This is a genomic window from Planctomycetaceae bacterium (assembly GCA_039680605.1).
GTDB lineage: Bacteria > Planctomycetota > Phycisphaerae > SM23-33 > SM23-33 > JAJFUU01.
Genome location: JBDKTA010000009.1, coordinates 136353 through 162938, shown reverse-complemented (window position 1 = coordinate 162938; position 26586 = coordinate 136353). Strand labels below are relative to the sequence as shown.

At 65.0% G+C, this 26586-nt stretch carries 22 protein-coding genes; 8 read left to right on the top strand and 14 right to left on the bottom strand.

Annotated elements, in window-relative coordinates; translation table 11 throughout:
- Positions 1-65: 65 nt before the first annotated feature.
- The 12 genes from ABFD92_03350 to ABFD92_03295 all read right to left on the bottom strand — a co-directional run bounded on the left by ABFD92_03350 (position 66) and on the right by ABFD92_03295 (position 17845).
- Positions 66-527 carry a V-type ATP synthase subunit K gene (locus tag ABFD92_03350; GenBank protein MEN6503553.1) on the bottom strand — a complete coding sequence of 154 codons (462 nt, stop codon included), beginning with the start codon at positions 525-527 and terminating at the stop codon, positions 66-68.
- Between the two features lie 11 nt (positions 528-538).
- Complete coding sequence (locus ABFD92_03345; GenBank protein MEN6503552.1) at positions 539-2311, bottom strand: V-type ATPase 116kDa subunit family protein; 1773 nt, start codon at positions 2309-2311, stop codon at positions 539-541.
- Positions 2308-2979 carry a V-type ATP synthase subunit D gene (locus ABFD92_03340; protein MEN6503551.1) on the bottom strand — a complete coding sequence of 224 codons (672 nt, stop codon included), beginning with the start codon at positions 2977-2979 and terminating at the stop codon, positions 2308-2310. Before ABFD92_03340 ends, ABFD92_03345 begins: the two co-directional genes overlap by 4 nt.
- A gap of 3 nt (positions 2980-2982) precedes the next feature.
- Positions 2983-4311, bottom strand: coding sequence for a V-type ATP synthase subunit B (locus ABFD92_03335; GenBank protein MEN6503550.1), 1329 nt, complete (start codon positions 4309-4311; stop codon positions 2983-2985).
- The gene (locus ABFD92_03330) at positions 4308-6038 is read right to left on the bottom strand and encodes a V-type ATP synthase subunit A (GenBank protein MEN6503549.1); all 1731 of its coding nucleotides are present in this window, start codon (positions 6036-6038) and stop codon (positions 4308-4310) included. The genes ABFD92_03335 and ABFD92_03330 overlap by 4 nt, the downstream gene beginning before the upstream one ends.
- A gap of 10 nt (positions 6039-6048) precedes the next feature.
- Positions 6049-6741: a hypothetical protein gene (locus ABFD92_03325; GenBank protein MEN6503548.1), complete on the bottom strand. Its 693-nt coding sequence runs from the start codon at positions 6739-6741 to the stop codon at positions 6049-6051.
- A 16-nt stretch (positions 6742-6757) separates the two neighbouring features.
- Positions 6758-7390: a hypothetical protein gene (locus ABFD92_03320; GenBank protein ID MEN6503547.1), complete on the bottom strand. Its 633-nt coding sequence runs from the start codon at positions 7388-7390 to the stop codon at positions 6758-6760.
- Between the two features lie 108 nt (positions 7391-7498).
- A complete protein-coding gene (locus ABFD92_03315; protein MEN6503546.1) occupies positions 7499-8299 on the bottom strand; it encodes a hypothetical protein in 801 nt (266 codons plus the stop codon).
- Between the two features lie 12 nt (positions 8300-8311).
- Positions 8312-8968 (bottom strand): cytidylate kinase family protein, encoded by a 657-nt coding sequence (locus ABFD92_03310; protein MEN6503545.1) that lies wholly within the window; start codon positions 8966-8968, stop codon positions 8312-8314.
- A 136-nt stretch (positions 8969-9104) separates the two neighbouring features.
- Positions 9105-10211 (bottom strand): PIN domain-containing protein, encoded by a 1107-nt coding sequence (locus ABFD92_03305; GenBank protein MEN6503544.1) that lies wholly within the window; start codon positions 10209-10211, stop codon positions 9105-9107.
- 219 nt (positions 10212-10430) lie between these two features.
- Positions 10431-14159, bottom strand: coding sequence for a UvrD-helicase domain-containing protein (locus tag ABFD92_03300; GenBank protein MEN6503543.1), 3729 nt, complete (start codon positions 14157-14159; stop codon positions 10431-10433).
- Positions 14156-17845 carry a PD-(D/E)XK nuclease family protein gene (locus ABFD92_03295; protein ID MEN6503542.1) on the bottom strand — a complete coding sequence of 1230 codons (3690 nt, stop codon included), beginning with the start codon at positions 17843-17845 and terminating at the stop codon, positions 14156-14158. Before ABFD92_03295 ends, ABFD92_03300 begins: the two co-directional genes overlap by 4 nt.
- A gap of 186 nt (positions 17846-18031) precedes the next feature.
- On the opposite strand from ABFD92_03295, the gene ABFD92_03290 reads away from it, so the two are divergent.
- From ABFD92_03290 to ABFD92_03260, 7 genes are all read left to right on the top strand, one after another.
- Positions 18032-18685: a DUF2179 domain-containing protein gene (locus tag ABFD92_03290; protein ID MEN6503541.1), complete on the top strand. Its 654-nt coding sequence runs from the start codon at positions 18032-18034 to the stop codon at positions 18683-18685.
- A gap of 356 nt (positions 18686-19041) precedes the next feature.
- On the top strand, positions 19042-19386 hold the full coding sequence (locus ABFD92_03285) for a flagellar biosynthesis anti-sigma factor FlgM (GenBank protein ID MEN6503540.1): 345 nt from the start codon (positions 19042-19044) through the stop codon (positions 19384-19386).
- A 427-nt stretch (positions 19387-19813) separates the two neighbouring features.
- Complete coding sequence (locus tag ABFD92_03280; GenBank protein ID MEN6503539.1) at positions 19814-20389, top strand: response regulator; 576 nt, start codon at positions 19814-19816, stop codon at positions 20387-20389.
- Between the two features lie 99 nt (positions 20390-20488).
- Positions 20489-22738, top strand: coding sequence for an HDOD domain-containing protein (locus ABFD92_03275; GenBank protein ID MEN6503538.1), 2250 nt, complete (start codon positions 20489-20491; stop codon positions 22736-22738).
- Positions 22695-23687, top strand: coding sequence for a response regulator (locus ABFD92_03270; protein MEN6503537.1), 993 nt, complete (start codon positions 22695-22697; stop codon positions 23685-23687). Before ABFD92_03275 ends, ABFD92_03270 begins: the two co-directional genes overlap by 44 nt.
- A 74-nt stretch (positions 23688-23761) precedes the next feature.
- The gene (locus tag ABFD92_03265) at positions 23762-24109 is read left to right on the top strand and encodes a type II toxin-antitoxin system RelE/ParE family toxin (protein ID MEN6503536.1); all 348 of its coding nucleotides are present in this window, start codon (positions 23762-23764) and stop codon (positions 24107-24109) included.
- Complete coding sequence (locus ABFD92_03260) at positions 24109-24420, top strand: XRE family transcriptional regulator (GenBank protein ID MEN6503535.1); 312 nt, start codon at positions 24109-24111, stop codon at positions 24418-24420. The genes ABFD92_03265 and ABFD92_03260 overlap by 1 nt, the downstream gene beginning before the upstream one ends.
- A gap of 52 nt (positions 24421-24472) precedes the next feature.
- Here ABFD92_03260 and ABFD92_03255 read toward each other — a convergent pair whose 3' ends face one another.
- Both ABFD92_03255 and ABFD92_03250 read right to left on the bottom strand, forming a co-directional pair.
- Complete coding sequence (locus ABFD92_03255) at positions 24473-24931, bottom strand: YbaK/EbsC family protein (protein MEN6503534.1); 459 nt, start codon at positions 24929-24931, stop codon at positions 24473-24475.
- A gap of 279 nt (positions 24932-25210) precedes the next feature.
- Positions 25211-25402: a hypothetical protein gene (locus tag ABFD92_03250; protein ID MEN6503533.1), complete on the bottom strand. Its 192-nt coding sequence runs from the start codon at positions 25400-25402 to the stop codon at positions 25211-25213.
- A 215-nt stretch (positions 25403-25617) separates the two neighbouring features.
- On the opposite strand from ABFD92_03250, the gene ABFD92_03245 reads away from it, so the two are divergent.
- On the top strand, positions 25618-26565 hold the full coding sequence (locus ABFD92_03245; protein MEN6503532.1) for an IS1595 family transposase: 948 nt from the start codon (positions 25618-25620) through the stop codon (positions 26563-26565).
- Positions 26566-26586 lie beyond the last annotated feature (21 nt).

Sequence of the window (26586 nt, the reverse complement as noted above, 5' to 3'; positions counted from 1 at the left end):
AAAAATGCGGCCTGCACGTGAGAGCGTGCAGGCCGCTGGTGTATTTAACTCATTTGTCAGGTGCGTCAGCCGACGATATTGGGCAGCATCATCAGCATGAACACCATCGTGAAGATGCCGACGGTCTCGACGACGCCGATGGCAATCAGCAGAAAAGCCAAGCCCTTGCCTTCGCTCTCAGAGATGCAGCGGCAAGCTGCAGCTCCGATAAGCCCCTGTCCCCAGGCCGAGAACAGCTCGCCGCAGCCCAAGGCCAGGCCCATAGCGAGCATTAGTCCGGCGTTGGGTCCGGCCAAGGGGATCTTTTTGGCCAACTGCAGCATGATAAGCAGGGCGTAGAAGGTCTGGCTGATTGGGGCGCCGATGAAGATGACATAGGTGAACCGCAGCGGAAGCCCAGCCTTGGCATCTTTGGCCCAAGCGCCAGCGGCGGCTCGCCCGGCGGCGCTGATCCCCAGCGCGGAACCGATGACAGCCATCGCAAAACCCAGCACTACACCCAGTTGTCCCAAAAAGGCCCATTCCATTATCGGATCTCCTACTGTGAGGTTCGCTCGAACGGCCGGTACGGGTGCCCCGACCATTCCATGCCAAAGTTATTCGAAAATTCCAGCACGTTCAATCGCACGCCATGTGCGAACAGGGCAATCATGGCCAAGCCGATATTCAGGGCATGACCGAAAAGCACGATGGGGATCAAAAAAATGGGACCGGCGCTGGTGCCCAATTCGTTGAAGTTGCTCGCCAGAACGGCGCCCGCCAGACCGATGGCCATCAATCGCACATAGCTCATGATGTCGGAGAACGTTCCGATGCCTGCCAGCGGGAAGTTGGCCAGACCAACCAGGACCATGCGGAAGATGTTGCGGGAGGGACTGGTGAAGATGATCGCCAGTGCGCCCCCTGCGATCAGCAGATACGGCCATGGGGTGCCCGTGTTAAACGGGGCCTGCAGGACCACCATGCGCACCACCCCGTACATGCCCCACAGGAAGATCGCCCAGCCTACTTTGCACAGGAACTGGAGGCTCGGGAAGATTAACGCTGCTCGCCAAAGCTGCGCAAGGGACAGATGCAGTACGCCAATGGTGAAACTCAGGAGCATCATGAATCGCATTGCTTCAGACCCCATCGATACTTCAATCAACGCTCCGCGTCCAGTCAGCAATTTCAGGAAATTGATGCCGAAGAAAGAACTGGTCAGGCAGCCCCAGATCATCGTCGTGACGCCGATGATCATGATCAGGTGCGTCATGTCCCGCCCCATTTTTGCCACGGTTTTGCGATACAGCAGGACTGGCGCGAGCAGGAACAGCAGTCCGTAGCCCGCGTCGCCGATGAGGATCGCCGCGAAGATCGGCAGGGCGATCATGAAGGCCACCGACACGTCCGTCTCGCGATAACCCGGGTCCAGGCCCAGCATCGTCATGAGCCCCTGGATCGGCTTGGCCCAGCGCGGCGGGCGAACCAGCGTCGGCGGCGTCTCGTCATCGGCGGCGTCCATGGCCGCGACGGCGGCAGTGATGCCCGAGTCGGCCAACTGTTGGGTCAGTCGTGCGACGTCATTGGCGGGCATCCAACCCTGAACGGCAAAGAGAGGCCCGCTGACCAGCGAACCGGTATCGGCCTGCATGAACGCGGCCCGCTCTTCCAGTTGCCCCAGGTGGTGGCGGATGTCGTCGGCGAGTCCGGCCAACTGCGCCAGTCGTGCGGCGTCGGCCTTAATGGTCGCGTCGAGGTGGGCGGCTTCGGCGCGGATGGAGGGGCGGTCGCGCGCGGGCAGAGGCAGTTCGACAGCCGCCTCGGGAATCTGCAAGGCGCCGGCGCGGTCGACGGCGGCCACCAAGGCGTGTTCTCGCGGCAGGGTGGCGACCTCTTGAACCAGTTCAGCCCTGACCTGATCGATCGCCTCGCGAGGCACGTCGAAGAACCGCAGCGGCACGCCGGCTGAGGCCAGCGCCTGCAACTGTTCCAGTCGCACGTCACCCCAGGGCTCGAGCTGCTCGATCTGGCGATGCAACGCGGCCAGGCGGCTGATCTGCTCGGCCGAGCGTCGGGAGAGTTCCATGACTTCGTCAACGGCCTGGGCCGGTGCAATCGACGGTCGCGGACCGGCGGACTCCACCGAGGCGAGAATCTGCATGGCGCGTCGGGCGGCGTCGCGGGCGCGGGCGGTCGGTTCGTCGACCTTGACCAGCGACGGATCGACCGGCTGGAGGTGCATGACGCCCAGGTCGGCCAGGCCGTCGAGGAGTCGCCCCCGGTCGCCGGCGGCGACGGCCACGTAGACCTTCTGCATGGTCACGATCATGGCGTGCCCTCCGTGGTCGCCTGGGCCGGGGCCTCAGGCTCGGCGGGTTCGGCGGCGGTGTGGAAGTCGGACTCCGACAGCTTGGTCTTGGCGATCTTGGCCCGTCCGACGGCCGCGGTCATCTCGTCTCCGAGCTTGATGCGGATGACGCGGATGATCTCGCGAGTGCGGGGGATCTTGACCTTTTCGAAGAGGTTGACGCGCTGGATGATCTTGAGCAACTCCCGCTGCAGCAGGATCTGCTGGCGATGGAGGATCTCGGCGCGGGCCCTGAGCGAGCTGATGGACCGCAGGTCGGCCACCGCGCGGTCGACCCAGGCGGGCGTGGTGAACAGGCTGTAGTCCGCCGCGGCGAACTCGACGCCCTGAAAGACCGGGATCGTCACGCCGGCGATGTTGGCGGTGGTGGTCTTCACCTGCGAGGGTTCGGCCAGGGCGGTCACGTTGACGCCGGCGCGATCCGCCAGCACCGCGCTGTAGCGGTCGAAGCTCTGCTGCGCCGCCTCGGCGTCGCGCTGGGCCTCGATGGTCTTGCGCTGCACCTGCTGCACGGTGCTCTGGAGTTGCTGCTGCTTGAGCTTGAGCATGGGCAGGTAGCGCTCGAAGCGCGTCAGCGCGTCGCGCTGGCGCTTGAGCTCGGGGCGAGTCAGTTTGACCTTCTGTGCCATGGGTTATGCGGTTGCGGCGGCCGGGGCTTCTTTGTCCAGCGGCTTGGGCCAGTGTGCTTCCAGAATGCTGCGGCGGATGCCGACCTCTTCGGGGGTGAAGCAGTCGGCCAGGATCTCCCAGCAGCGGTCTAGGGCGTCGAACAGCGGGATGTTGACCCGCAGGTCCATGATGCGGCTCTCGAAGGCGGCGCCGTAGTCGAGCAGGGCCTGGTCCCACTTGGAGACCTCGAAGCCCATGTCGCGCTTCTCGCGCGACTGGACGCACTGGGAGTAAAGCTGGATGCAGGCGGTCATGATCGCGCGATGGTCGTCGCGCGTCTTGCCGTTGACCTGCTGCTTGAGACGCGAGAGCGACCCGAACGGCTCGATGCGCCCGTTGCGCAGGTAGAACTGCCCTTCGGTGATGTACCCGGTGTTGTCGGGCACGGGGTGCGTCACGTCGTCGCCGGGCATCGTCGTGCAGGCCAGCAGCGTCATCGAACCGGCGCCGTCGAAGTCGACGGCCTTCTCGTACCGCTTGGCCATCTGCGTGTACAGGTCGCCGGGATACCCGCGGTTGGAGGGAATCTGCTCCATGATGATGGAGATTTCCTTCAGGGCGTCGGCAAAGGCCGTCATGTCCGTCAGCAGCACCAGCACGCGCTTGCCCTGCAGGGCGAACTGCTCGCCCACGGCCAGGCACAGGTCCGGCACCAGCAGGGTCTCGACGACCGGGTCGGCGGCGGTGTGGATGAACATGATCGAGCGCCCCAGCACGCCGCCTTCGTCGAAGGCCTGCTGGAACTTGAGGTAGTCGTCGTGGCGCAGGCCCATGCCGCCCAGAATGATGATGTCGGCCTTGGCCTGGAGCCCGATGCGGGCCAACAGTTCGTTGTACGGTTCGCCGGCGACGGAGAAGATCGGCAGCTTCTGCGACTCGACGAGCGAGTTGAAGATGTCGATCATCGGGATACCGGTATGCACCATCTTGTCGGGCATGAGGCGTTTGACGGGGTTGACCGCCGGTCGGGCGACCTCGATCATCTCGCCGACGACGTCGGCGCGTCCGTCGCGCGGACGGCCCGAGCCGTCGAAGACGCGCCCGAGCAGGTCGTCGCTGAAGGGCACCTGCATCGGCCGGCCGAGGAATCGCACGCGGTCGCTGGTGGAGATGCCCTGCGTGCCGTTGAAGACCTGCAGGCTGACCTGGTCGCTCTCGAGGTGGATCACCTGCGCCAGCGAGGAGCGGCGCTGCGAGACGATCATCGCGAGCTCTTCGTACCCGACGTTCTCGGCGCCGACGGTGACGACGTTGCCGGCGATGCGCATGATCTCGTTGAAGTACTTTCTCATTCTTGTGTCGTGCCTTTCGTGGCGATGAAACGGGCGATGCGCTCTTCAAGGGCCCGGTATTCGTCGCTGCCGCTCTTGGCATAGTTCCAGTTGCGGAAGAGGTCGGCCACGGCGACCATCGTGGTGCGGGCCCGGTCCTTGTCGGCGAAGTCGAACTCGAGCCTGAGCACCTCGACGACGCGGGCGAAGACGGCTTTCTGGCGGTCGGCGGGCGTGGCGGCGTCGACCTCGTCGAAGGCGTTCTGCTGGAGGTAGCAGTCGTCGAAGAACTCGGCTTTGAGCATGATCAGAAAGTCGTCGACGCTGGTGCCTTCCTCGCCGACGACGGTCATCATCTGCGCCACGTCGTTGCCGCGCTTGAGCATGCCGCGAACGAACGCCACGTCGTCGGGATTCATGATGCCAGCGTACTTGCTCCAGGAATCCAGCGGGTCGATCGCCGGATAACGCCGCGCGTCGCTGCGGGCGCGCGAGAGGCCGTGGAACGCCCCGACCACCTTGAGCGTGCCCTGCGTGACGGGCTCTTCGAAGTTGCCGCCGGCCGGGCTGACCGTCCCGCCGATGGTCAGCGTTCCGATGCGCCCGTCGTTGAGCTCGACGGCGGCGGCGCGCTCGTAGAACCCGGCGATCCGGCTCTCCAGGTACGCCGGGAACGCCTCTTCGCCGGGGATTTCTTCCAGGCGCCCCGACAGCTCGCGCATGGCCTGGGCCCAGCGGCTGGTCGAGTCGGCCAGCAGCAGCACGTTGAGCCCCATCTGGCGGTAGTACTCGCCCAGGGTCGCGGCGGTGTAGACCGAAGCCTCGCGTGCAGCGACGGGCATGGCCGAGGTGTTGCAGATGATGATGGTGCGTTCCATGAGGCTCTTGCCGGTGCGCGGGTCGGACAGCTCGGGGAACTCGCGCAGCGTCTCGACGACCTCTCCGGCGCGCTCGCCGCAGGCGGCGATGATCACCACGTCGATCTCGGCGTGGCGGGAGGTGATCTGCTGCAGGACGGTCTTGCCGGCCCCGAACGGTCCGGGGATGCAGTACGTGCCGCCGCGCACGATGGGGAACATCGTGTCGATGATCCGCACGCGGGTGACCAGCGGCTCGGTGGGCATCAGGCGGCGTCGCGAGATGTTCAGCGCGACCTTGACCGGCCAGTTCTGCTGCATGGTGACGCTGTGCCGCTGGCCGCGCTCGTCGGACAGGACGGCGATTTCGTCGGCAATGGTGTACGAACCGCCCGCGGCGATCGACTCGACCTTGCATGGTCCGGCCAGCGTGAACGGCGCCATGATCTGGTGCGTGAAGATGCCCTCGGGCACGGTGCCCAGCGTCGCCGCGGCGGTCAGGGTGTCGCCGACGGCCGCGGTGGGCGTAAAGTCCCACTTGCGATCCAGGTCCAGACCGTGGATGTACTGGCCGGGCTGGAGAAAAAATCCGGTCGATTCGGCCAGCTTGGGCAGGGGATTCTGCAGGCCGTCGTAGATCTGGCCCAGCAGGCCCGGTCCCAAGGCGACGGAGAGCATTTCCTGGTGGAACTCGACGGGGTTTCCGACCTTGAGCCCGCGCGTTTCTTCAAAGACCTGCAGGTCGGCGTGCTGACCGCGGATGCGGATCACCTCGCTGAGCAGTCGAGCCCCGTCGCTGCGGCAGCAGTACCCGATCGAGTTCTGGACCACCTGTCCCTCGATCTGGGCGATCACCATGTTTCCGTAGACTGCGACAATTCGTCCATTCACAGGATTGTCCTCATGCCGGCTGCGCCTTCTCCCGGCGGCGGATGCGGTCCCAGCGGACCAGCAGCCCCAGCCGGGCGCCATAGGCAACCAGCTCGTCATCATCAAACGTAAACCACGCGTCGTGGCTTGAGATCCAGTCCCAGCGATGGCGGTCGAGCACCTCGTCCGCCGCCAGCGGGGTGGGGGCGGCTTTCCAGTCGCCGATCAGCGCGTCGAAACCGGATGCCTCCGACAGATCGCCGGCGACAAGATACGGTTGGGCTTCGAGCCCCAGCGCCTGGGCCCGTGCGGCCGCCAGGGCGTTTCGCATCGCCACCTCGTGGGCGACCCATTGAGCGAGAAACTCGCTGCCCAGTTGCGTCGCGACGGCGGCGGCGTGACGGAAGTAGGCTTCCCAGATGGCCTCTTCGGTCGCACGGGGGGTGGTCGCGTCGGCGTGCGGGGCGAGGAAATCGGGCAGCGGTTGTCGGTCGTGAACCTGTGCTTGGGTCAGCACGATCGGCTCGGCGGCGGCCTGTTGACCGGAGAGGATGCTGGCGCGCTGCAGGAGGTCGTCAGCGAGGAAGAGGGTTTCGAGAGCCTGTCGGGCCTGAGGTCGGTCGGACACATGTTCGATCAGGGCCGCCGGGGTCATCGGCGGGGCGGTCCCGATCCGTCCCAGATCGGGCAGGGCGGAGATCAGAAAGTAATTTTCGCCGGCCATTGCGTCCGTCAATCCTTCAGTCAGTCTCTTTCATGACCTTCCTGAGCGTCTCCCGCAGGGCCGGAGCGACCAGTTGTGCCAGGGCGTCGGCGACCGAATCGGCGGTGACCTCGACGGTGGCGCCGTGGACGGTGAACTCAAAACCGGACTGGGCCAGCGTCGCGCTGATGTCGAAATGCCCGCGAAGCTGATCGACCGCGCCGCGGCCGATCTCTTTCAGGGCCCAGTCGCGAAGCCTGTCGCGCATCTCGGGCTTGACGTTGATCAGCAGCCAGGGGTTGCCTTCCTGTTCGGCCTTGACGTACGACAGGACGATCTCGTGCAGGAGCTGCCCGACGAGCCTGGGATCATCGAGTTCACTGGCGGTGGCGTCGACGAGGACCAGCTTCGCCGCGCGCACGACGGCTTCGTGCAACTTCAGGGCCGCGTCGCGGCAGGCCAGTTCAAGCTGGGTCTTGGCGCGGTCGAGGCTTGCGGCGGCGGCGGTGTTGGCCTGATCGACGATCTGCTGCCCCTGGCGCCGCGCATCCTCGACGATCTTGGCCGCCTGTTCGTTGGCGGCCTGGACGATCTGCTGGGCCTGGTGCTGTCCGGCTTCGACGCCTTCGGACTGCAGTTTGGCTACAAATGTTTCGATGCTTTCGGCCATCGACCGGCTCCTAAAGAATGTAGGCTGTCCCAATCGTTCTGCAGAGCATATCACGAGCGCGGGACAATCTACAGTAGTTGTCGCGTGTTCTGGCGTAACCTTGAGGACTCATTTTCGGATGGCGACCAGGATCTGCAGGCGACCCTTGGCGTCTTTGCGGCGTGCCTCAGGCATGGTCATGAGGACCTGCAACAGACCGGCGACCGGAGCCTTGAAGGAACCCTTGGGTTCGATGACGAACGGCGTGTTGGGCATGGTACTGACGCGCCCGTGGAGGACGACTCCCTCGGCGGGGATGCCTTGGGGGCCGATTTCCTTTCCGTTCAGGGTCCAGGCGCCCGTCACGGTGAAATCGACAGTCTGGCCTTGGGTGAGTTGGACGACCGTGATCCACTGCGAACTGTCGACCGGGCACTGCACCGCCTGCTGCCAGGTGTGCTCCACCGCCGGCGCCGCGGGTTGGGCCGCGGGGGGATTTCCCGCTGCCGCTGCGGTCTTTGTGGCGCCGCCGGCCGCCGGCGTCGCCGGGTCCGCGGCGGCCTGCGGGGCTTCGGGAGTGATTCCCACCGACTTCAGGGCCGCCAGCGCCTCGGGGTGCGTCGGCTCAAAGCGGCAGATGAGTTTGTAGGCGGTGATCGCCTCGGCGAGCTTGCCCGACTGCGTGAAAGTCCGGGCGTGCGAGATCAGAGTCTTCACGGCGTTTTTGTTGGCCCCATCGACGGCCTGTGCGTGACTCTTGGCGGCGTTGTCGACAGCGGTCTTGTACTGCCTGTCGGCGATTTCGATCTGCTTGGCTCGAACATCCATCACCGCCGCCAGGATCTTGTTCTCGGCGGTCGCGGGCTGGGTGGTGGGGGCGGGGGCGGGTTTGGCGGCCATCAGAACAAGCGAGAGCAATGCGTACATCATGATAAGGCCTCTCTAGATAATCTTGAGCAGTTTCATGGCATAGACAACCTGCTGGGCAATCTGGGCCAGCGAAAAGACCGAACAATCATAGGTGACGTTGAAGCGGGGTCGCTGCGAGGCGGAGGTTTCGTACATCCGCCGCAGATATTCCCGCTCCTCTTCCATCGCGCGGATTCTCAGGCGAGCCTGGGTTTCGCCCAACCCCTCGCGGAACGCCACCTGCTTGACGCGCCAGTTCTCCGGCGCCTCGACGCGAACCGACAGGCCGTTGGGCAGGTCCTGCGTGGCCCCGATGGCGCCCTGGCCGATCAGGATCGCGTGCCCCTCGATCGCCAGGCCGCGGATGATCGTGGTAATGCGGTTGCGGATCGCCTGGCCGGAGGGCGCCTGGTCCTTCGACAGCGATCGGAACAGCCCTTCCAGAAAGCCCTGCTTGGCGCGGCGCTGCTTCTCGATGAACTCCTCAGCCACGTTCGTCTCGGTGGCGAGCTTGGAGAGGATTTCCTTGTGATAGATCTTCCAGGTCGCCGTGGAGGCGGGGATGTCTTCGTTGAGAATTTCCATCAGCAGCAGTCCCAGCGAAAACCCGTAGCACCCGGCCTGGCGCGAGATCGTGATGAACGGTCCGGCATTCTGGGCGTCGGTCTCGTCGACGGCGCCAGGTTTCATATGTTCCGATAGAGATATCTTGGCCATGCGCAATCCCTTAGGGCCTCGTGTTCCTGTGCTATTCTACACATGTTCGCCAACCGATGCCAGAGACGAATAGGGCGCCGCTTTCAGTATCCGGCGGAAATCCCAAATCTCAGACCTGCGCCGAAGGCTTCGGACGCCCGTTGGGGCCCAGCGTGCGATCGGCGTCGAGCTTGCCGAAAATCATCCGACCGGCCGAGGTCTGCAGCACGCTGGTGACGACGATCGTGATCTCGCGACCGATAAAGTCGCGCGCCTGCTCGGCCACGACCATCGTTCCGTCGTCGAGGTATCCGACCCCCTGGCCGGAGTCTTCGCCGGGGCGCAGCACCTTGATCTTCAGCGATTCGCCGGGCAGGACGACGGGCTTGAGACCGTTGGCCAGGTCGTTGATGTTGATCACGTCCACGCCGCGCAATTGGGCGATCTTGTTGAGATTGTAGTCGTTGGTGACGACGCGGGCGTTGATGTGGCGGGCCATCGCCACGAGCTTGGCGTCGACCTCGGTAAGGACTTCCACGTCCGGAATGCTCAGGTCCGAGATGACCAGGTTGAGCTTGGGGCTGTCCTGCAGCTTGTCCAGCACGTCCAGTCCGCGGCGACCGCGGTTTCGCTTGAGCTTGTCGGCCGAATCCGCCACGGCCTGCAGTTCGGTCAGCACGAATCGCGGGACGATGACTTCGGACTCCAGGATGCCCGTGGCGGCGACGTCGGCGATGCGCCCGTCGATGATCACCGACGTGTCCAGCAGCAGCGGGCGCGGGCCGCGGGACTCCTTGGCGAACTCGACGTAGGGAATCACAAAGCGGAAGTCGTCCTTGGTCTGCAGCACGAACGTCACGCACAGGAAGACCGCCATGGCCCCGACGAGCACCTTCACCAGCGGCACGGCCAGCTTGAGCCCCTGGTCCTGATTGAAGACCGGGAAAATCTGGGCTACCAGGTCCACGATCAGCCCCAGACCGAAGGCGATAATCAGCCCGCCGATGATCCCGAAGAACAAACCGCTGATCATCTGCAGGCGCTTGCGGCGCCAGAGGATGTCCACCAGCACCAGGGCAAAGGCCGCCAGCACCGGGATGGTGATATAAAGGATGATGTAGGCCGTCCCGCGGGAGGTGACCTCGCCCTGGGAGGCCGCGTCTTTCTGGAACGCGAAGAACGTCGTCAGCGCAATGACGATCAGCAGAAAGATCATGCGGATGAAGTACAGAACCATGTCGAATATCCGTCCTTAAAAGACACGATCAGACCCAATACGGGTCTAACCCCGTTGCATCACGATCATACCGCGTCGGGGTCAATATTCAACGGGTTTTATAATGCCTCAGTCATGCGGGGAAAGTCGCGGCGGAGGCACCAAGTATTTATCAAAGCCGCTGTTTGGCTTTGATGAATACTTGCGCCCAGAGATGGAAACGGCGCGACTTTCCCCGCATCATTCGCACAAGGTTCGGTAGTGGCAGTAATTGCAGTACTGGCCCCGGCGGCGCTCAAAGCGCCCGCCGCGGCGGCAGCGGAGCAACTCCTCAGCCACCGCGTCGATCGTCGACCGGGCCGCCTGCCCGCTTTGACCGGCGTAGACGCACGCCGCCACGCCCGGGCGAAGGAAGTACAGAGTCGCGTCGGCCACCGGTTCGCCCAGAATTTTCGCCGCTGCCAGGGCGTAAGCGGCCATCTGAAGGCGGTAGTGCTCGACCTTGGCGGGCACGTCGTCCGGGGTGACGCGGTCGCTCTTGTAGTCGATGATGTGCCATCCGCCCTCGTCCTGGTACAGCAGGTCGATCTGCCCGCGCAGCGTCAGGCGGCCGCATTCCAACGCGAAGGACAGCTCCGGCAGTCGCCGGCGGCTGCTGGACAGACCGCCCCAGAACGGCTGGGCAACCAGGCGGTCGAGCATGTCCTGCAACTGCGCGGCGGCCTCGGTGGCTTGGGAGCCCAGGTCCATCCCCAACTGCGCCGCCGCGGCGGACACCAGTTCGCCCGCCGTCTGGGCGGCCGGCGGATTCAGCAGTTCCATGCACCGATGAAACAGCGTGCCTTGCTGGGCGGCATCGAACCCGGCGATAGCAGGGCCCGGTGGCATGGCGACACCGATTTCATCGCCGTCGCCCTGTTTGCCAATGATCGCACGGGCGGGAATCTCCGGCACGGCCAGTTCGTAGCGCCAGCGGTAAAGCATGGGACAGGTTTGAAAATCCGCCAAAGCCGTCACCGCCACCGTGAGTTGCGCATTCTCTGCCGGCAGGACCCCCAGCAGCCCCGGAACTCCAGATGGCGGCCGTTTCTCAGCCGCCGTGTCGGCGAGACTCTCCCCTCCGGCGGCGTCAAGAACTCTTGCCGCCAAATCATCCCCATTCGCCGACTGCGCCAGCAGGGCCGTCCCCTTGCGAGCCGCCGGTTTTATCCGGGGCATCGCCCCCGCCGCCTGGCTGGCAACGCTGGCTTGGAACCCGCCGGCGTAAGGCAGCGTCTGTTGGCCCGAGTCGATCGCCGCGGCGATGCCCAGCACCGAGTCCATCTCGGCCAGCGGACTGGAGGAGGGTTTGAACTGCCCGCTCTCGCTGCGGACATCGGCGCCGACGAGGATCAGGTGGTCCTGGTGGCGCGTGACGGCGACGTAGAGTCGGCGCAGATCCTCGCGTCGATCTTCCGCCGCTTCGAGTCGCCGGGCCAGGTCGTACATCAGCGGGGTGGGCGCGTCTTCTTCGCCGTCATCGGGCTGGGGCGGTTTGCACGTCAGGCCCAGATCGGCGCGTCCCAGAACGGCGGCGGTCGAGGGGCGGCTGCCGGAACTGAGGTCCGGAACGATCACCACGGGGAACTCCAGCCCCTTGGCCTTGTGGATTGTCATCAGGCGAACGACGTCCTGCTCTTCCGCCGCCACCGCCGCCTGCTCGTAGCGCGAGTCGTCGAGGATCATCTCGCCGGCCTGGGCGATGAAGGCGGCCAGGCTCATCCCGTCGGACGAGGCCCGCCGGGCCATGTCGATCAGCATCCTCAGGTTGCCCAGGGGGCGGCTGCCGCGTCCCTGGGCCAGCAGCGAGGCTTCGAATCCGGTCGCGCCCAGCAGCTCGCCGATCATCGCATCGATGGCCATCGCGTCCTTGGCTGCATGCAGGCGGGTGATGCACGTGACAGCCGTCCGCAGCGCGGCGGCGTCACCGGGCGGCAGGGCATCGGACAGGTCCGCCGCCTGCAACGCGTGTAGGTACGGGCGGCTGCAGCGCGAGGCGATGTGCATCAGGGCGTTGTCGTCCAGGGCGAACATGCTGCTGCGGAGCACGCCCATCAGCGAGACGTCGTCGAAGGGATTGTCGATGACGCGCAGGGCGTTGAGCAGGTCGAAAACCTCCTGCTGTCGGAAGAAGCCCGTGCCGGCCACGACGTAGTAGGGGACGTCGCACGCGGCCAGGGCCCGCTCGAAGTCCGGGCTGGGCGTCATGCGGGCGAAGAGGATGGCGATGTCGCCGGGGCGCACCGCCCGCCAGTCGTTGGCCTGGCGGTCCCAGACGCGCCTTTCCTGGTTCGCGATCATCTGGTGGATTCGCCTGGCCGTGAGCACCGCCTGGGCCTGGGCCATGGTGCGGGCGTCGTCGCCGCCGTCCTGGGGCGCGGCCAGCAGAATCTCGACTGAAGGCCCGGGCGGCAGTTCCTTTCGATTGGCCTTGACGGGCACGTACTGTGGCACAGCCTTTCCAGGCTGTGATGCCGACACAGGCTGGAAAGCCTGTGCCACTTCCAGCAGCGGAGCGAAGAGATGGTTGACGAACTCCAGCCCCGCGCGGTGCGTGCGGAAGGAAATGTCCAAGCTCTTGTTGCCCTCGCGCCCCAGGCGCGTGCAGAGCTGCTCGAAAACCTCCACCTGCGCCCCCCGGAAGCGATAGATGCTCTGCTTGGCGTCGCCTACCAGGAACAGCTTGCCCTCGGGAACCGCCCCGCCCTCGCCGCGGCCGCAGATCAGCCAGTTCAACAGCCGCATCTGCAGCGCGTCGGTGTCCTGGCACTCATCGACGAGGTACTGGTCCGCCTGGCGGGCCAGGCTGTCGCGCACGGACGCGTCGGCTGCCAGCAGCGCCTCAGTGCGGATAAGCAGGTCTTCGAAGTCCAGCAATCCCCGGGCGCGCTTGCGGGCGTCGTAGATTTTCGTCGCCGCTACCGCGGCCTGCGCCAGCGTGGCCAGCAGTTCCGCCGCCTGCTTGTCGGCCGGACCGATCTCTCGCGAGAAAATCTCGTATTCCGTTTCGAGCCGCTCGCGCAGCAGCTTGATCTGGTCTCGCACGGCCTTGGCGGCGCCTTTTTCGCCGCCCCAGCTTTTATCGGAACCAACCGCCACGGGGCGCACTGCCGCCATCTGCTCGAACGTCTCGGGTGTGCGCGACGCGGCGTCGCCCACCAGCCGCTGACCCAGCTCCAGCGCCTGCTCGTGAAATGCCAGCAGTTTGTCCGCCGGCGAGGTGCAATGGAACGTCGCCAGCTCCGCCAGGGCTGTCCGGATGACCGCGTCATTCTCCAGCCTCTGCCAGGCGGCGCTGCGAAGCCGCGGCAGGGCGTCCTGCCATCGCTTCAGCGTGATGGCCGGGTCGGTGAAATCTGCAGGGTTGAAGCGGCTGCGCATGTCGACGAGGTCTCGCACCTGGTCGAGCACGCGCTGGAACGTGCAGGCCGCCAGCAGGTCGGCGATCTCCTGCCCGCCGCCCTCGACGGCCTCGAGCACCGCCTGCTGTGCGGCGTCGGCGATCATCGACCTGCTGAGCATCTCGTCGGCGCAGACGGCAAAATCCGGATCGACTCCCGCCTCGATGGCCCGGCTGCGCAGCAGCGCCGAGCAGAAGCTGTGGATCGTCGAGATGCGCGCCTGGGGGAGTTGCGAGATCCACTGGCGGTACTGCCGGCGCGCCTCGCCGGTGGTGCGGTGGGCGGCCTTGGTCAGCTCTCGCCGCACGCGCTGGCGCATCTCGGCGGCGGCTTTCTCGGTGAACGTGATAGCCACCAGGCGCCCCAGGGCGTTGGCGGGGTCGGGGTGTTCTTCAAGCAACCGCGTGAACCGCAGCGCCAGCACGAGCGTCTTGCCGCAGCCGGCCCCGCTGGATAGCGCCAGGCTCTGTCGGCCGTTCTCAACGGCCTGGGCCTGCACCGCGGTCAGTTTGGGCGCCGCCTCGCTCATGGGGGACCCTCCCCCGTGGCATGGGCGTCCCGCCCATGCTCTTGCTGTGTGGCATGGGCGTCCCGCCCATGCTCTTGCTTTGTGGCATGGGCGTCCCGCCCATGCTCTTGCTGTGTGGCATGGGCGTCTCGCCCATGCTCTTGCTGTGTGGCATGGGCGTCCCGCCCATGCTCTTGCTGTGTGGCATGGGCGTCTCGCCCATGCTCTTGGGAGTCGTCGGCGGAACGGTCAGGGACACGCACAACGGAGTTGTGCGTGGCACCCTCCTGCAGTGTGGCATGGGCGTCCCGCCCATGCTCTTGCTGTGTGGCATGGGCGTCCCGCCCATGCTCCCCGGCGGCAGCTTTAACCTCCTGCCGCGCCTCGACGTACTGGCAGATCTGGCGATAGTCGCAGTAGTCGCACCCGCCGGCGGGCATCAGGTCGAATCGCCCAGCGCGGATGGACTCGACCGTGCGCCCGATGGCCGCCAGGGCCTCATCGAGTTGCTCAGCGAAGGCCTCGTTGATCTTGTACTTGCCCCGCGAGCAGGCGATCTCGGCGAAAAACAGGCGTCGGACCTTGCCGCCGCTGACGTGGTCAAACAGGCCGCCGATGCATTTGGCCCCCAGCAGCGCCTCGGCGGCTTTGATGTAGACGGGCAGTTGCACGTTCTGGGCGGCCTTGATGGCGTCGGGTCGCGGCAGGGCGCCGGTCTTGTAGTCGACGACCATCAGCCCCTCGTGCCCTTCGAAGCTCACGCGATCGACGCGGTCGATCTTGCCCTTGACGCGCACGGTCCCTGTCGGCGTGGCGATGCTCACGGGCTCGTTCGTGCCAGCCGGATCGGCAGGGCCCTCGGCCGCACGGGCATCGAGACCGAAGCCCAGCTCGAAGGCCACCGACTCGGCGGCCAAGGCGTCCTGGGATGAGCGGGCGGCGAGGTAGTCGCCGATATCCTGGTGCATGCGCTGTCGCTGCAATTCCCACAGGCGCGGGTAGGCGGCGTACTTGGCGCCCAGCACATCCGAGGCCTGGGCGACCGCATCGGTCAGGGCAGCCGCCAGGGCATCGGCGCCGACAGCGGCCAGCCGCACCGCTCCGCCGTCACGCAGGCGCATCATCACGCGGCAAAGCACCTCGTGGCAGAAGATTCCGCGCTCGACCGGCTCGATGCGGCGCTGCGGCTCCTCCAGCGGTTCCAACTGCAGCACGTACTTGCCGAAGAACCGCCACGGGCACAGGCCGAACGTGTTGAGCTGGCTGGCGGAAAATGCGTGGTCTTCGCCGAAGTGCTTTCCCAGCGCCGCCAGCAGCGATGGGTCGCCGATGCGTCCGTCGTAGGCGTCGCAGGGCGCGCTGAGCCATCGGCGGTGGCGGGCCCAGATGCCCCGCGCCGCCAGCGAGACCGCCGCCCGCTCGTTCGCGGCCGCCCACGCCAAGGCGCCGCCGGCGGGGGGGCTGCTGGAATCGAAGAGGCCGCCGATCCCGGCGTTCACTGCGTCCTGGCGGCAGGCGATTTCGGCTTGCGGGGGCACGAAAGCGCCCGGCGGTATCTTGCTTTCGCTGGGCGAGTCGATGCACTCCAGCAGCGTTTCGAGGAACGCTCCGCGCGACCCGGCCCGCCCGCCGGCATCGGTGTGCTGGTACGTCAGCGTCAGGCTCTGCTCCGCTCGCGAGATCGCCAGGTAGAACAGCAGCATCTCGCGGGCTGTCAGGTCGCTGCGGCTGTCGAGTTCGATGCCCCGGGCCGCCCAGAGTGTCCGGTCCGCCTCGCCCGCCAGCGGGCTCTCGGCGGACGCGGGGGGGAACTGCCCTTCGCCCAGGCCCAGGATGAAGACGTGCTCGTACCGCACCGCGCGGGCGTCAAGAACGTCCAGCACGTCGACCAGCGACTCAGTGCGCGCCGGTTTGGCCGCCGCCGCGCCCAGCGCGCTGCGAAGGTGCGGCAGCGGAAGAGTGCCGTGGCGGGAGGGCGCCAGCCCGACAGCCACGATCCCCGCCGCGGCCCCTTCGAGTTCCCCCAGCGCACCTTCCAGCGCCGCCAGCGCCCGCAAGTCGCGGGCCACGAGCAGCGTGTCGGCATGGCCGCACGCGGCGGCGCGAAGTTGCAACTCGTCGACCAACTTGGCTATTCCGCTCGTTGCTGCCGCGTCAGTCAGATCAAAAAGCCGCTCCAGCATTTCGCCGGCATTGACGATCTCATCGCGCGAACAATCCAGCGGACCCAGTCTGACAGCCGGCTCCTCGCCATCCTCATTATCCGCCTCGGCGCGGGCCGCCCTGGCTGCGTAGGACTTCACCGCCCGCGCGTAGGCGGCGCGCCCTTCCAGCACGTTGCCCTGGCGGATGATCATCTCGGCGACGGCGGCAGTGGCGGGCGTGAAATCCCCCAGCGCCTGCGGACGAAAGTAGCTGCTCCGCAGCACCGCCAGCACGTCGGCGAACTCCTGGCGCGGCGCGATGGCGGCCGCCGCCAGCAGAAACCGCACGATGGGCTCGTCGGTCAGCGGCCCGGACGGGTGCGCGATCGGAATGTCGCAGGCGGCGAAGACCCGTGCGATAGTGGGGCGGTACGCCTCGAGCGAACGTGCCAGCACGGCGATGCTTCCCGGTGGCACAGGCTTTCCAGCCTGTGAGTCTGCGCCGACGAGCAGCTTCTTGACCGCCTGAGCGACGGCCCAGACTTCCGCCTCGGTCCCCGGCGCGGCCACGACGCGAAGGGCGCCCGGCGACGCCATCGGCGGCGCGTCGGCTGTGAACAGCTTTCCGGCCAGCTCAGCCAGACCGCCCCCCCCGGCGGGAGCGTCCAGGGCGATCTCTTCCAGATCGCCCCCGAAGGTCTCGCGAATTTTATTCAGTGTGCGGGCGGTCCAGTGCCACATCCGCTCGCGGCCGTCCTGGGCCCAGGGCAGCGTGATCAGTATCCGTTCGCTACGACGGGCCAGCAGCGACAGGATTGCAAGCTGCGTGGGCGTGAAGTCAGTAAAACCGTCTACTGCCACCGCCGCTACGGTCTCCAGGCCGGGCAGTGATGTTTCCGGGTGCCGTGGCGCGCAGGGCCGCAGGCCCGCAGAGCCACGATCCCCGAACCCGCCGTCGGCCGAGGTCAGCACGTCGCGCACCTGCCACATCTGCCCCTCGACGTCGTAAAGCCCGTGCCGCAGAAGATGGTCCTGGTAGAGGCGGTAGACATTGAGCAGGTCGCGGCACTTGGCCGACCCGCCAGCCACCGCTTGCGCCAGCGTTTCTGGCTCGATCGCCGCCCGCTTGAGCTCGGCGATGGCCCGGTCCAGCGCCGCCACCACGCCCGGCGTGTCGACGACGCTCTCGAGGGCCTCGAGCTTTCGACTCGCCGAGAGCTCGTCGACGATCCGCCGCAGGAGGATCATGCGCGCCGGTCCGCTCATCAACCGCCCCGGCGACGGCGAGGCCGCCAGGACGCCTTGAGCCAGTTCCGCGAAGGTCCGCACCATCGGCGCCACCAGCACGCCCCCGCCGGCCGAGAGCAACTGCCGGCGCACGGAAGACCCCGCCGGGGCATTGGGCACCAGGTACAGACACCGCCGCGTCGAGGTGGGCTCGAAGCTGCGATAGAACTCCAGGCAGGCTCGTGTCTTGCCGGACCCGGCCGGTCCGCGAAGCAGCACCACTCGACATGAACTGCCGCCAACGCGCCCCAGGATGTCACATGCGCCGCGATCCACGTTCGACATTCTGCCACGCCACGGGCGGGATTACAACGGGACAGTCCCGATGACAGCATCGGCAAGATTCTGGTTTTCCGCAAACTCCGCCGAGGCTCATGACGTTGCATTTATTGGCCGCATCGGATCGGCGGGTCGATAATAATGATGGCGGGGCGGGCGCGCTGCTGGGGGGCAGGATCAACTATGAACCTTTACGAGTTTTTTCAGGGTGACAGCAATTGGTGGTGGGTGCTTCCGGTTCTGATATTTGCCGCGCGGGTGGTGGATGTCAGCCTCGGGACGCTGCGGGTGCTGTTTCTTTCGCGCGGGATGAAACTGCTGGCGCCGGTGGTGGGGTTCTTTGAGGTGCTGATCTGGATCACGGCCATCGCCCAGGTGGTGCGAAACCTCGACAATGTCATCTGCTTTTTCGCCTATGCCGGCGGGTACGGGCTCGGGACGTTCGTCGGGTTGATGATCGAAGAAAAGCTGGCGATGGGGACGATCATCTTGCGGGTGATCCCGCAGGTACGGGGCGAGGAGTTGGTTGAAGAGCTCCGCCGGCGAAACCACCGCGTGACGTGCATCGACGCCCAGGGGGCCCTGGGCAAAGTCAACGTGATCTTCAGCGTGATCCGCCGCGGAGACCTGCCTGAAGTGCTCGATGTGGTCAAGTCCTTCAATCCCCAGGCGTTCTACACGGTGGAAGACGTCCGCCGGGCCAACGGCAGTTGGCGCCAGCTTCGCCGCTGCAAACCCCAGCCGCAGGTGCGACCGCTCCGCCAGGCCGCCGGACCGGATGGCTGCCCGGGCACCGCCTCAGTCAGGGGGGAAAGTCGCGGCGGAGGCACTAAATGAAGAAGTAATTCGTTTTCTTGAATTACTTCTTCATTTAGGGCTGGTTCCTCCTCTGGGCGCAAGTATTCATCAAAGCCAGCCAACGGCTTTGATAAATACTTGGTGCCTCCGCCGCGACTTTCCCCCCTCAGAAGGATTGGCCCTTGGCCATGACGAATCCCATAATAAGATCAGCGCGAAAATTGATTGAAGTTCTCAAGATTTTCTGGAGTTTCAGTCGATAGGCATGATGGTACATTGAGATGCAGCCAGGCAGTGGCCGTGGGAGCAGTCGCCAGGGATGCGCGACGGTCCTTACGGCAGGTGACGTTGAGCCCTTTGCGGCGCCACCGGTGGTTCCAGGGATGGATCGCCGGATGATTATGAAGTGCCTGCCACGCTGGGGTGCCGACGCGGGACAGGCAGACAGGATGACCATGGCGAATGTCAATGGCGTAACAGGTGCCGGAGCCCCCAGTCCCGTAGAACCGACCGGGTCTATCGCATCCAAGGGCGCGATCCATCGGCTCGGTCAGACCGCCGACACGGTCGAGATCTCTACCGCAGCCAAGCTGGCGATGAAGATACGCGAAGTGCCCGAAGTGCGCACTGAGCTGATCGCCAGGGTCAAAGAGGAAATCGCCGCCGGAACGTACGAGACCCCCGAGCGGATAGATGCGGCCGTCGAGAGGCTACTGGCGGATTTGCTCCCCGGAACATAGTTGCAGCCTCAGGTTAAGATCAAAGGGCACGACTTCGGTTGTGCCCTTTTTATATGCGCCGCCGCTTGCATTGTCTGGGCATCAGGGGAGGACAATGGGGGAGTTATATAAGTATCTGGAGCCAAAGGGGTTAGGCAAATACCGCATTCTGAATTAGGCCCAAGACAGACAAGAAAAGACAATTGTTACCTTGGTCGGGTGCCTTTTCCAGGATACCGCCGCCTCGACCGCTTCCCCGAGATCGCTGTGAAAAGTACAACAAAGTGCAAGAAAAGGGAAGCCGCCCCAGAACGAGGCATTGAGTTGCAATTATCCAGTTTGTCCCTGAAAACTTGTCGTTTGGCGGTTTGTATGTTAATATGCACAAGTATCGCCGACTGCATCGCCTAGGGTAACTGCAGGCTTGGCGCGGCTGGGGATAGGTAGAATGACAATGAGACATAAAGCGGTTTTCACCACAGGTGAGGCGGCCGACGTCTGCAAGCTGTCCCAGCAGACGATCATCCGCTGCTTCGACAGCGGACAACTCCAGGGGTTCCGCGTACCGGGCAGCAAGTTCCGCCGCATTCCTCGCCAGGCCCTGATCGACTTCATGAAGGCCAACAACATCCCGCTGGATTCGCTCGAGAGCGACATCATTCGCGTGCTGGTGGTCGACGACGAGGAGGCGATTCTGGATTTGTTCCGCGAGGTGCTGGGCAACGACGGGCGGTTCGAGGTCAAGACCGCCAGCACCGGCTACGACGCCGGCGTGCTGACCCAGCAGTTCCGTCCGGACCTGGTGGTGCTGGACTACATGCTGCCCGACGTCAACGGCAACGTGGTCTGCCGCACGATCCACGAGAACCCCGACCTCGAACACATCCGCATCCTGATCATCTCCGGCGTGGTGAACCCCGCCGAGTTGGAGAAACTTAAGGAGGCCGGCGCCGACGATTTCGTCAAGAAACCCTTCGATATCGACCAGGTCAGGCAACGCATCATCAGCCTGGTGCGAGGGTAGGGCTCTTGACGAATCGTCCGGGCGCCGCTTAAACGCGTGAACGACAAAGCTGGAAATATCAACGAGGGAGGGCGGCTGGGACTGCGCCAACTGGATCTCATGATCCGACAGCTCCCGCCGCTGCCGACCCTGCCGTGCGTGGTGCTGCGGGCGGCAGAACTCATCAAGGGTCGCGACATCTCCGACCGGCTCACCGCGGCGGATCCGCTGACGCGACTGATCGCCTCCGACGTTTCGCTGTCGGCCGCCCTGCTGCGCCGTGCCAACGCCGAATACGGCAAAGCGGAAACGCCCGAGCAGGCCGTCCAAGCCGTCCCGACCGGCTGCGTGTATTCGGCCGTGCTCAAGGCTCCCATGCTCGCCGCCGGCAATGGCGCCGCCGGCGAGCACAAGGCGTTCTGGACGCACAGTGTAGCCGTGGCGTGCGCGGGGGCGATGCTGGCCGAACAGACCTCCGCCGCCGGCGCCGATGTGGCCTTCGCCTGCGGGCTGCTCCAGGACATCGGGCAACTGGCGCTCTGGCAATCGGTGCCCAAGAGCTATCAGCGCGTGCTTGAAGCCGCCGCTGACGGGCGCGGCGGCGACATCCGCCAGTGCGAGCACCAGATTCTGGGGATCGACCATCCGACGGTGGGGCGGCGGCTGGCCGAGCACTGGGGTTTCAGCCGCAGCATCCAGGACAGCATCTGGCTGAGCCATCAGCCCGCCGGCGGCGTCTCGGCGACGCTGGGGGATTCCCGCCTGATCACGCTGCTGTCGCTGGCGGACAGCCTGGCGCACGAGTTGGGATATTCGACGCTCGCCGGGGCCTCCGGGCCGTGGGGGATCGAGGAGCGGGCGGACGCCGCCGGCGTTTCGCGCGACGTGCTCGATCGGGTGCGCAAGGCCCTGCCCGAGCAGGTTGCGCGGCGGTTGGAATTGTTGGGGCTCAACGGGTCGGGGAACCCTGGCATTGCCATGCCAGGGCTTATGGGAACCGCACTCTCGCGGGCCAATGCCGAACTGGGGCGGCTCAACGACATTCTGTTGCAGCGGCTCGAACAGACGACCGTCCGCGCCGACGCCTTTGACCAGGCGCGGCGAATCAGCGGGGCGCTGCGAGGCGGGGCGGCGCTGTGCGACGTGCTGGTAGCCGTCGCCGAGGCGATGGCCTGGGCCTGCCGCCAGCCTCCCAGTGCGGCTTGGCCGGTGGTGGCGTATTCGCTCGACCGTGCCGGCGATGAAATGCTCGCGGTCTGCTGCGACGGGTCGCCGCGATGGCGATGGCAGAGCGTGGCGGCGGGGGACTGGCTGGCGGCGATGAGCCCCACGCGGCAGGTTCCCCAGGCGCTGCAGATTCCGGCTATGTCGTGCGTCGACGTGCGCGGGTTCGACGAGTGGATCGACGCCACGCGCTACCTGCACTATCCGCTGCTGTGCCAGGGCGTGCTCGTCGGGGGCGTGCTCGTGCGGGCGGCCGAGGCCCCCGATGCGCTGGTAGCCGCCACGGCCGCCCTGACCGCCGAGGCGCTGAGCGACTCGCTCGTGCTCGTGCAGGCGCGCGAGCGCGCCGTGCAGATGAACGAAGAGTTCGCCCGCTCCGGCGAGGCGGTGGCCGCACGGCGCGACGCGGTCGCACAGGCGCAGGCGATGGCGGCGGTGGGCGAGATGGCCGGCGGGGCGGCCCACGAGATGAACAATCCGCTGGCGATCGTCTCGGGGCGCGCCCAGCTCATGCGCAGCGCCGCGACCAGCGACGCCGAGCGGCAGACCTGGCAGCTCATCGCCGACCAGGCCCAGCGCATCAGCGACATCATCTCCAACCTCATGGAGTACGCCCGCCCCGAGCCGGCCAAGCCCGAAGCGATCGACGTGCGGGCCCTGGCTGCAGAGGCCGTTCGCGAATTTTCTTCGGTCGCTACTCAAGCCGCGCATCCGCTCGTCGATATACACGTTGGCGACGACGTTCCCGCCGTCCTGGCAGACCGGCAGCAGATTCGCAGGGTGCTGACCGAGCTGATCGCCAACGCCGTGACGGCCTTGGGTGACAGCGGCGGAACGATCACGCTGACCGGGCGGTTGGACGAGGTTCGCGACGCGGTGCTCGTGAGCGTTTCCGACAGCGGCCCGGGCATGGACGAGGCGACGCTGCAGCATGTTTTTACGCCGTTTTTCTCGCTGCAGGCCGCCGGACGCCGCCGCGGGCTGGGGCTGCCCCTGGCTCGCCGATACGTCGAGAACAACCGCGGGCAGATCTTCATCCGCTCCCGCAAAGGCCAAGGCACGGCCGTGTACGTGCAACTGCCCAAGGCAGAGCAGGCAAACCATGGCAACGGCGACACAACGCAGAACGGTGCTGGTGGTCGATGACGAGCCCGCCCTGCGCGATCTGTTGACCGACGCCCTCGACAGCGAAAATTGCCGAATCATCACCGCCGCCAGCGGCAGAGAAGCCCTCCAGCGAGCCGCCATCCATCCCCCGGACCTGATCGTCGCCGACTTGAACCTGGGCGACTGCACCGGCCTGGACGTGCTTGACGCCCTCGACGCGGGCGTTCCTGCCGTGGTCATCACCGGGCGCCCTGACGCCGCCGCGATGACCGAAGCCTCGCGTCGCCGCCCGCTGGAGATCATGTCAAAGCCCCTGGACATCGAGCGCCTGCGGCAGACCGTCTCGGCCGCCCTGGCCCAGAAGGACAACCAGACCCTCGCGCGGCGCCGGAGCATCCAGCTGCGACGCCTCGCCCGCCACAGCAACCTCCAGCGAAAGAGCGTCACCCGCCAGCTCGAAACCACCTGCGCCGAGCTGACAGCCGCCTACCGCTCGCTCAGCTCCCGCATGGCCCGCCAGCAGATGGTGATCGAATACCAGAGCGAACTGATCCTCGCCCGCACCGACGACGATATCTTCCGCTCGCTGTTCAAGCTGATCGTCGGGCAAAGCGGGGCGGTGTTCGGGGCGGCTATGGTGTGCGACGGTTCAGCCCAGTTGCAGATCGCCGGGCGCTTCGGCGTGCCCACGCCCGACGGCTTCAATTTCTGCAGTCGGCTTACCAGGCCGATCATCGAATCGGTGCTGGCCGAACCCATCTGCCAGGTGATTGACGCGGGAATGCGGGCCGAGGAGTTCGACCCGGCCATCCGAAATTTCCTGCCCGGTCTGACGGTGCTGGCTGTCCCGCTGGTCCCCGCCGCCGGCGAAATGATCGGCCTGGTGGTCCTCTACCGCAAAGGCGAACAACCCTTCACCGACGACGACGTCGCCCTGGCCGAAATGATCGCCCTGCCCACCGCCCTGGCCGTCCGCGGCAACGAGTAGGCCGTCCAGAGGGATTTCTGAATATAGCTGTTGACGCATATCGCTTTTAAGCTATAATGCCAAGTGTGTAGGAAGTGGAATACACAGACGAGTTCGGTCAGTGGTGGGAAACGCTTGAGCCTTCCGAGCAGGCATGCCTTGAGGCGAGCGTCCGGCTGCTGGAGCATTCAGGCCCGCAATTGTCGCGTCCTCACGCTGATACGATTAATGGCTCTCGGCACTCGAACATGAAAGAGTTGCGAACGCAGTGCAAGGGACGGCCGTTGCGAACTTTCTTTGCTTTCGACCCACGACGTTGCGCGATTCTTCTGATCGGCGGCGACAAGACGGGCGACGACCGCTTTTATGATCGCATGATCCCTCTAGCCGATGCGTTATTTGATGATTATCTGGATGAACTGAGGGAAGAAGGATTGATCTGATGGCACACCATCCTTTCAAGAAGCTGCGAGAGAAGATGACGCCCGAGCAACTGGCCCAAGCGGACGCTCTGGCCAATGAGATGATGGCCGAGATGTTGCTTGCCGAAATTCGCAAGTATGTCGGCCTGACGCAGGAAGAGCTTGCGTCAAAACTGGGCATCACTCAGCCGAGCTTGTCGAAGCTCGAGAACCAGGACGACATGCAGATCACCACGCTACGACGTCTGGTTGAGGCCATGGGCGGCGAGCTGGAAATTATCGTGCGTCTTCCGCGCGGGGACATCGGAGTGCGCTTCAAGAAAGCGTCATAGCCATCGGCCCCCGGTATCGCCGCGCTGGCAGCTGCCGGCCCGGACGGTGGTTTTAGATGTGCTTCGAAAACTCCGCGACTTTGGGTTGGGCGAGTTTGCGGTAGTCGTCGAAGCGCATGCGGATCGCCAGGTTGTGCGAGCCGGCGTTGAAGGTGATCGTCTTGCATCGCGTCAGCGGTTCGTCGACGACCGTCTCCAGTCCGTACGGTTGGCCGAACGGCGGCTCGGCGCCCAACTCCACGTCCGGGAACAGATCGGCCATCCTGTCCTCGTTTACCAGGACGCAGTGGCGGGCGTTCAGCGCCTCGGCCAGGCGGTCCAAGTCGATCTTATGCGTCGCCGGAAGCACCGCCAGCACGCAGCGATCGTCTGCCGCCACGGCGACGGCCTTGGCCACCGCATCGCCGGGCACATGCTCCTCGGCCGCCAGTTCCTGGGCCGTATACGCCGTCGGATGCTCATGCTTTTCGTACTGGGCTCCGGAGTCCTTGATGTACCGTTCGATATCCATAGGCCGTTCCTTTCTGCATCATTATACGTGGCCGCCCAACGGCAAAACCGGAGACATAGTGGAGGAAAACGAAGCCTGGCCTTGCCCGGGCGTTATAATGCCATCGAGAGGCGGCATGTATGGCCAGGCTTCGTCAAACTCTCCTGCTGTGGCGTTGCAGGGCAGCGCGTCATAAAGATGCTCATCAGCCAAGAGCCATGGGATGTCACCTTGACCTTCGGCGATGACAGAATTGACGTGCAGATCAAGAAGGGAAGTTGGGGCTCTGAGGCGCTGGCATCACTTGGCGTGCAGAAGGAGTGAGTCCTTCACCTTGGCCGGCGGGTCGATGGGAGTGAACCAGGACGAAGGATAAAGATAATCCTCGCCGCTGTCGTCAATGACGCGGAGAAAACCTTGTTCAAGGGACTGCTTGTCATAAAGCACACAGTATATTTTATGAACTTGCAGGTCCTCGGCCGCTTCGTTCACAAGGCAGACCACAAATGACTTGTCCGCTGTTGGTGGGATGTGTCAGTTGAGAAACCGCGTCGAGCATGCTCGACCGCTAACAAAGCAAGAGCTCGACCGCAGAGGAGATCTTTGGACCGGGTTCTTGCTTCTTCCCAATCCTCTTAATCTTCTTAATCCGCGTATCCGGGTATTGAATTGACTACAGTACACCCCACCTGTAGTGTCGAGCGACAATGGAAGAGCATTATCCAAAGTCGCTGGAAGAGTTTGAGGAGCAGTTCGGCACTCCGCAACAGTGCTGGCAGTATCTGTTCGAGCTCCGCTGGCCGACCGGCTTTGTCTGCCCTCGGTGCGATGGGCGACGATACTGGCGAAGAAAGAGCGACTTGCTGATCTGTCCCGAGTGTGGTTTTCAGGCGTCGGTAACGGCCGGCACCATCTTCCAGGACACCCACAAGCCATTGAGCACGTGGTTTCGCGCCATGTGGTGGGTGACCAGCCAGAAGAATGGCACCAGCGCCTTGGGCCTGCAGCGCGTGTTGGGGCTGGGCAGCTACCGAACGGCTTGGGCATGGTTGCATAAGTTACGGCGGGCCATGGTTCGTCCCGGCCGAGATCGTCTGCACGGGCTGGTTCAGGTAGATGAAACATATTGGGGCGGCCTGGAGGAAGGGCGCCAAGGCCGAGAACCAGGCAAAAAGGCACTCATCGGGGTTGCGGTAGAGCGAGATGGTCGCAAATGTGGACGAGTCCGCATGCGCCGGATACAGGACGCGTCGGCGACCAGTCTTCACGCCTTCGTCACAGACAGTGTGGAACCCGGTAGCGCTGTGGAGACCGATGGATGGTCCGGATACAGCGGCTTGAGGTCCTTGGGCTACAAGCATCAGCCTGGCAAGCAGGGCCGACTGGACGTGCCTGGCGCGGAGGAGGATCTACTTCCGTACGCCCACCGCGTCATCTCTCTGCTGAAGCGATGGCTACTGGGGACGCATCAAGGCGCGATCAGTGCTGATCATCTGGACTACTACCTCGATGAGTTCGCCTTCCGGTTTTACCGCCGGACCTCTAATTACCGCGGCAAGCTGTTCTATCGTTTGGTTCAGCAGGCTGCACAAGTGGCCCCGGCGCCCTACCGGTCGCTGATCCAACACGTCCGGGGGAGGCAGCCCAAGCTGTAGTGGTTACTGTAGTCAATTCAA